This is a genomic window from Synechococcus sp. W60.1 (assembly GCF_047461575.1).
In the GTDB taxonomy this organism is placed as follows: Bacteria; Cyanobacteriota; Cyanobacteriia; order Thermostichales; family Thermostichaceae; genus Thermostichus.
The window spans coordinates 114,732-121,608 of record NZ_JANSHL010000008.1 but is presented as its reverse complement, the minus strand read 5'-3'; the positions used below and the strand labels follow the sequence as shown (position 1 = coordinate 121,608).

Here is a 6,877-nt window from a genome sequence, read left to right as displayed (position 1 = left end):
CAGTTGTGTATAAGAGAGAGTTTCTCGGTAGGGCATGGGCACGTTGGGCAGGAAGCTGAACTGGCCGGATTCGAGGGCAAAGAGGCTGTAGAGTCCCACCTGCAGTTGATGGCGAAAGAGCTTGGCCAAATCTACGGGCGAGATCAACCCTTGCCGCTGCAGGCAACGCCCCAGAGGCTCGTTTAGGGGGTGAGGGCAAGCTGAGCGAGTTGAGGCGGCAACTTCCTGCTCGCACGCCAATCTGGGGTCAGCCAGCAAATTCTCAAGACTATACTCCGGTTGGGGCGGTATGGCCGCAATCACTCGACCTTGATAAAACCAAATCCGGTAAATGCCATTGGGTGCCCAGATGGATAATTGCCCTGCTTTCTTACCCTTTTCCATTAAATGCAACAGGTCGCATAAGGAAAATTCCTGAAGATCTCCAAGCATCGCCATACTTTTGCTCCCTTCACCGCTGCAAGATGCGCTTTCTCAGTATTTTCACGGTTTTTGCTTTGCTAAGCAAGAAACCAGAAGATGCGCTTACAGCTTGGTTTCGGCCTAATCTTACAACCAAATCCTCAAAAGTTAAAGCGGATTAATCTTTTTAATCAAATGTAATCGAAGTTGCCGAATTTTTGGCTTGGACGCAGCGGAAATTGTGTCAGAAGCTCGGTAAAACCTCGGAAGACTTAACGATCGGTACTTAGTCATTCGTAATTTTTAACACTTTTTTAGCTGCGGCTGCTCGAAGATCTACGGGGTACAAAAGTTCGCCTCAAGAGGAGTGAATTGAGGATTACACTGAGGGAACTCAAGGCCATGAGACCCCCAGCGATTGCCGGGCTAAGCCCAATGCCAAAGGGGGGTAGGAGCACGCCTGCTGCCACTGGGATCCCCACCAGGTTGTAGCCGACAGCCCAGAGGAGGTTCTGCTGGATCTTGCGGAAGGTGGCGCGGCTGAGGCGGATAGCTTCCACCACATCCCAGAGGCGGTTGCGCATGAGGATGATATCGGCGGTTTCTAAGGCCGCATCAGTGGCTGAGTGCAGGGCGATGCCCACATCGGCTTGGGCCAAAGCCGGAGCGTCGTTAATGCCATCTCCCACCATGGCAACTCTCTGGCCTTGGGTCTGCAGGTCGCGGATGACTTGAGCTTTGTCTGGCGGGTGAACCTGGGCAATAACGCGGAGACCTGGCACTTGCAGAGCCTCAGCCACCTGGTGGGCCACCTCCGCCCGATCGCCGGTTAGCAAAACCACCTGCAGGCCCATTTTCCGGAGCTGTTGCAGCGTTGCCTGCGCATCGGGCCGCAAGGGATCCTGGGCTGCCAGCAGCCCCACCAGGGATCCCTCTACAGCCACGCCCACCACCGTTTTGCCGGCTGCCAGTAGCGCCTCGGCCTGGGCCTGCGCCTCTGGGGAAATTGGGATCCCCAAAGCAGCCAGCCCATCCAGGGATCCCAATACCACTGCCTGCCCTTCCACTTGGGCAGCAACCCCTATCCCCGGCTGGGTTTGAAACTCGCCGGCGGAGAGCAACGGCAAACCCTGGGTGCGGGCGGCTTGCAAAATGGCTTGCGCCAGCGGATGGCGAGTGCCGCTTTCCACTGTGGCCGCCAGTTGGAGCAGGCGATTGGAATCTAGGGAGGGGTCAAGGCTGAGACAGTCCGTCAGGTGGGGATCCCCTTGGGTGAGGGTGCCGGTTTTGTCGAAGACCACCGTTTGCAAGCGATGGGCTTTCTCCAGAACATCTCCCCCTCGGATGAGCAAACCCCGCTCGGCTCCCAAGCCAGTACCCACCAGGATGGCCATCGGCGTAGCCAACCCCAAAGCACAGGGGCAGGCCACCACCAAAACGGCAATGGCCATCTTGAGGCTGCTGAGCAGAGGTGTGGGGTGAGGGGGATGGTTGCCCAGATGCAGATGGGAGTGCAGGCTGAACCCCTCCAGGACAAAGTGCTCCGCACCGTCGCTCCCCCAGAGTGGGATCCCAACCCAGTACCAGAACCCAAAGGTGAGAATGGCCAGCGTGACCACCCCATAGGTGAAGTAGCCCGCCACCTGGTCGGCTATCCGTTGGATGGGGGCCTTGCGAGCTTGGGCCTCTTCCACCAGGCGGATGATCTGGGCCAAGGTGGTGTCTTTCCCGGTGCGCGTCGCCCGGCACAGCAGCAACCCCGATTGGTTGATTGTCCCGGCCACCACGGGATCCCCCACTTGTTTCAGCACCGGCAAGGGTTCCCCCGTCAACATCCCCTCGTTGACCGTGGCCTGGCCGGCAATGACCTCTCCATCCACCGGGATCTGTTCGCCGGCCCGCACCTGCAGCCAATCCCCCACTCGCACCTGTTCGATAGGACACCATTCTCCCGTCTGGGATCCCAGATCCAAGTCACCCTCTGCTGAGCCGGGAGCCTCGGATCCCGTCCTCGAGGACTCCGTTCCGCTGACGCAAGCGGATGGCTGAACCCGTCGAGCCGAGCTGGGGCACAAGCTCACCAGCGATTGCAGGCTGCTGGCCGCCCGCAGGCGGCTGTGCTGTTCCAAGGCCCGTCCCAACAGGATGAAGCTGAGCATCATGACGGGCTCGTCGAAAAAGCACTCCCAGCCCACCTGAGGGGCCAACAACCCCGCCAGACTGGCTAGGTAAGCGGATCCGGATCCCAAGGTAACCAAGGTGTTCATGTTGGGGGCCAGCCGCCGTGCCCCTCTCCAACCATCCAGGACAATGCCGCGAGCCGGGCCGACAAAAGTCAAGGTCGCCAAGCCCCAGTGCAGCCAGACATCATTCAGGAGGGGCAAGCCCAGGCGGGCGAAGAGATCCAAGTGTCCGGCGGCAGAAATCAGCAGCAAAAAAGCGGCGGTGAGCGCTTGGCGAATGTGGTGTCGGGTCTGCTGTCGCTGCCGAGAGAGGGGATCCGCAGGCACATCCAAGGCTTCTTCCCACCCACCGGGAGGGGAAGAGGGATCTTGAGAGTGCTCCGCACCGCTGACGCGAACGGAACTCCCGCCGGAGAGGGCCTCACCCTCTGAACTGTAGCGGCTGGGAAACCCTGCCTCTGTCAAAATCTGGGCCAGGTGCTGCGGGTCGGGCCGGATCCCAGGGGCAAACTCCACAAGGGCCGACTCGGTAACCAGGTTAACGCTGGCCTTAACCACCCCCGGCTGTCTCAGCAGGGCCTGCTCAACGGTGCGAACGCAGCCGGCACAACTCATGCCCCCCACGTGGAGAATCAGGGATCCCTCCTGAGAAGGCGCTGTGGGCCTATCTTGGCCAGCTGGATCCCTTGGCCTGTCTGCCTTATGGGCCTTATGGGTCAGAGTGCTCCGCACCGCTGACGCAATTGCATCTGTAATGGCCATCTTTGTCCTCCCGTGGTTGACAGACTCCTGGCCCTACTGGCTGCGGTAGGACAGAGCTCTAAATCTCATTTTTTGCCAAACTCAGTTCCAGGATCCCGGCAATCTGGGCAAGGGTACGGGTTAGGCAGCGCGAGCAGCTGGGGACATAAAGCTGGGGGGAATGGACTCGGGAACATACCTTTGCAAAATATCCTCGATGGTCTGCATCGCTTCCGCATCCAGCGACCAGCCCCAAAGGCCGGATATCGCTTCCAGATGATGGGGTTTGCGCGCCCCCCACAGTGCCACACTCACCCCTGGTTGATCCAGCAGCCAGCGCACCGCCAACTGGGCCAAGGTCTTGCCATAGCGATCCTGAGCAAACCGGCTCAATGCCTCTGCCGCTTTTAGGTACTGGGAGTAGCGCGGTTCAACAAACTTGGGATCGATCCCGGCTCGCATATCCCCTGAAGGGAAGGTGGTTTGTGGCGTCATCCGTCCGCTCAGCAGACCTCGGCAGAGGGGGCTGTACACCAAGGTGTGAATGCCGTGCTCTCGACAGTAGGGCAAGACCTCTGCTTCAATCTGCCGCTCGAACAGGTTGTAGGGGGGCTGGGCGGTGTGCAGAGGAGCCACCTGGCGAAACCGATCCATCTGTTCGGGGGAAAAGTTGCTGACCCCAATGGCGCGGATCTTGCCTTCCTGCAGCAGGCGCTGGAAAAAGGCGGCTGTTTCCTCCAGGGGCTCTAGGGGATCTGGCCAGTGTACCTGGTAGATGTCAATGACCTCCGTCTGCAGGCGGCGGAGGGAGTTTTCCAAATCCTGAGCTAGCCAACTGAGGCTGCAGTTGCGCACCACCTTGCCGTTGACCCACTGCAGGCCGGCCTTGGTGGCAATGACTAGGCGATCCCGGCAGCCGGCATCCCGGATGGCCCGTCCCAAAAGCACTTCCGAAAGGCCGCGGCCGTAGGCCGGAGCGGTGTCAAAGAGGGTGATGCCTAGGTCAATGGCCTTGCGGAGAGTGGCGTAGGCCTCCTCAGGATCTGCTGGCCCCCACCAATCCCCCGTCATGCTCCAGGTGCCCAGCCCCACGCGGCTTAGTTTTAGCCCCGTCTCGGCAAGATCGATGAACTCCATGGCAACTTCTGCGAGGCGGTCTCCTCCCGCATGCTAGCAACCGTCAGCAGGTGGGCAGTCCCCCTTGCGCCAACGACCTCCCTCTTTTAGCTGCCTTGGGAAACAGCAACCAGGCTTTTTCCTCTGCTTGTTGGGGAGAGAGGCTCAGTAGAGTAGTGATTCCAGCTAGATCACTCACTGGTAGAGGAACTGCCTATGAGATCCCTTTTCCCTCTCTGCCTGGCCGGAGCGCTGCTCTGGGGATCCTCGCTGCCCGCCCAGACCCAGGGGATTAGGCCCCTCTTTCCCGAACCTTCCCAAACCCCGCTGCCCCCCAGTCCCGATATTCCCACCCTGCCCATTGTGCCGGATCCCCGGCCTGTGCCGGCAACCCCCGCTCCCCAGCGACCGCTGCCCAGGGGGAGTTTTGAGGAGATCAGCCGCTACTTCCGGGATCTCAACCGCGCCAAAAACCTGGCCCGTCAAGCTGCCGAGATCGCCAATGGGGGCCTACAGCGCTATCGCGCCGAAGCTTCCATGCACGGGGCAGCCATCGACTCGCCGTTTGAAGAGTTTGAAGACGCCTGGATCTTCACCTTCCGGGGGGGAGAGCCCGGCTTCGTCCAGCCCAGCATCGAAACCCAGGTGCGGGTAGACAGGCGCACCTTTCAAACCACCATCCTCTACAACGGCCCCATCCGCTCTCTGCGCTGAGGGATCCCTGGCATAATCAAAAGGCAAAAGGGAAGGGATCCAGGCCATGACCAAGTTTGTCTTCGTCACCGGTGGAGTGGTCTCCAGCATCGGCAAAGGCATTGTAGCGGCCAGCTTGGGTCGCCTCCTCAAATCCCGCAACTACACGGTGTCGATTTTGAAGCTGGATCCCTACATCAATGTGGATCCCGGCACCATGAGTCCCTACCAGCATGGAGAAGTGTTCGTCACCGACGACGGCGCCGAGACCGACCTGGACTTGGGCCACTACGAGCGCTTCACCGACACCAACATGTCTAAGCTCAACAACGTCACCACCGGCTCCATCTACCAGGCCGTGATCCACAAAGAGCGGCGCGGCGATTACCAGGGCAGCACGGTGCAGGTGATCCCCCACGTCACCCAAGAGATCAAAGAGCGGATCCGGCGAGTGGCCCGCGAGACCAACCCCGATGTGGTGCTGGTGGAGGTGGGGGGCACGGTGGGGGATATCGAGTCTCTGCCCTTTTTGGAGGCCATTCGCCAATTTCGCAAGGACGTGGGCCGCGCCAATGTCGCCTATGTGCATGTCACCCTGGTGCCCCTGATCAAAGCGGCAGGGGAGATGAAAACCAAGCCCACCCAGCACTCGGTGAAGGAGCTGCGCTCTATTGGTATCCAGCCGGACGTGTTGGTGTGCCGCTGCGAACAGCCATTGCCCCGCGGGATTAAGGAGAAGATCTCCGAGTTTTGCGATGTGCCGGTGGAATGTGTGATTCAGGCTCAGGATGCCCCCAGTATCTACGATGTGCCTTTGGTGCTCGAGCAGGAGGGGTTGGCGCAGCGGGTTTTGGAGATCCTCAACCTGGATCCCCAGCAGCCCGACCTGCGGGAGTGGGAGCTCTTGGTGAAGCGGCTGCACCACCCCCAAGAGCGGGTGGAGATTGCCATTGTCGGCAAATACGTGCGCCTTACGGATGCCTATCTTTCGGTGGCCGAGGCCCTGCGCCATGCCGGGTTGGCCCTCAATGCCGGCGTCACGCTGCGCTGGATCTCTTCTGAGGAGATCGAAGAGCGGGGACCAGAGGCATTGCTTTCCGGCGTGGATGGAGTGGTGGTGCCAGGGGGGTTTGGCAATCGCGGCATCGAGGGCAAAGTGGCCAGTATTTGCTACGTGAGGGAGCGGGGCATTCCCTTTCTGGGCCTGTGTCTGGGCATGCAATGCGCGGTGATCGACTGGGGATGTCACATTGCCCACCTGGAGCGGGCCAACAGCTACGAGTTTGATCCCGATACCCCCCACCCTGTCATCAGCCTGCTGCCGGAGCAGAAAGATGTAGAGGATCTGGGGGGAACCCTGCGGCTGGGCCTCTATCCCTGTCGCATCATGCCCAATACCCTGGCGGCCAAGCTGTATGGCGAGACCATCATCTACGAGCGCCACCGCCATCGCTATGAGTTTAACAATGCCTACCGCAGCCTTTTTCTGGACTCTGGTTATATCATCAGCGGAGTCTCGCCGGATAACCGCTTGGTGGAGATTATCGAGCTGCCCAGCCACCCCTTTTTCATCGCCACCCAGTTCCATCCGGAGTTTCGCTCCCGCCCCAACCGCCCCCACCCCCTCTTTTTGGGGTTGATCGAAGCTGCCCTGCGCAGCCGCCCTCAGCCTCACCCCCTGCAGTTGCAGAAGATGGGCTAGTTGACAGATCCCTTGTCCAAAAGTGGGGGCACGCCTCTGG

5 protein-coding genes are annotated in these 6,877 nt (G+C 60.2%); 2 read left to right on the top strand and 3 right to left on the bottom strand.

The features are described from left to right. From NW805_RS09025 to NW805_RS09015, 3 genes are all read right to left on the bottom strand, one after another. The coding region (locus NW805_RS09025; RefSeq protein WP_414422298.1) for a DUF4388 domain-containing protein at positions 1-438 on the bottom strand (438 nt) is incomplete at its 3' end. A gap of 278 nt (positions 439-716) precedes the next feature. Beyond that, positions 717-3,347, bottom strand: coding sequence for a heavy metal translocating P-type ATPase (locus NW805_RS09020; protein ID WP_414422297.1), 2,631 nt, complete (start codon positions 3,345-3,347; stop codon positions 717-719). A 120-nt stretch (positions 3,348-3,467) separates the two neighbouring features. Continuing rightward, positions 3,468-4,463 carry an aldo/keto reductase gene (locus tag NW805_RS09015; protein WP_414422296.1) on the bottom strand — a complete coding sequence of 332 codons (996 nt, stop codon included), beginning with the start codon at positions 4,461-4,463 and terminating at the stop codon, positions 3,468-3,470. A gap of 195 nt (positions 4,464-4,658) precedes the next feature. Here NW805_RS09015 and NW805_RS09010 point away from each other — a divergent pair, with 195 nt between their 5' ends. Together NW805_RS09010 and NW805_RS09005 are read left to right on the top strand one after the other, a co-directional pair. Continuing rightward, positions 4,659-5,156 (top strand): hypothetical protein, encoded by a 498-nt coding sequence (locus tag NW805_RS09010; protein ID WP_414382123.1) that lies wholly within the window; start codon positions 4,659-4,661, stop codon positions 5,154-5,156. Positions 5,157-5,202: 46 nt separating this feature from the next. Further along, entirely contained in the window at positions 5,203-6,837 is a 1,635-nt protein-coding gene (locus tag NW805_RS09005; RefSeq protein ID WP_414422295.1) for a CTP synthase, read from the top strand. Positions 6,838-6,877: the final 40 nt, after the last annotated feature.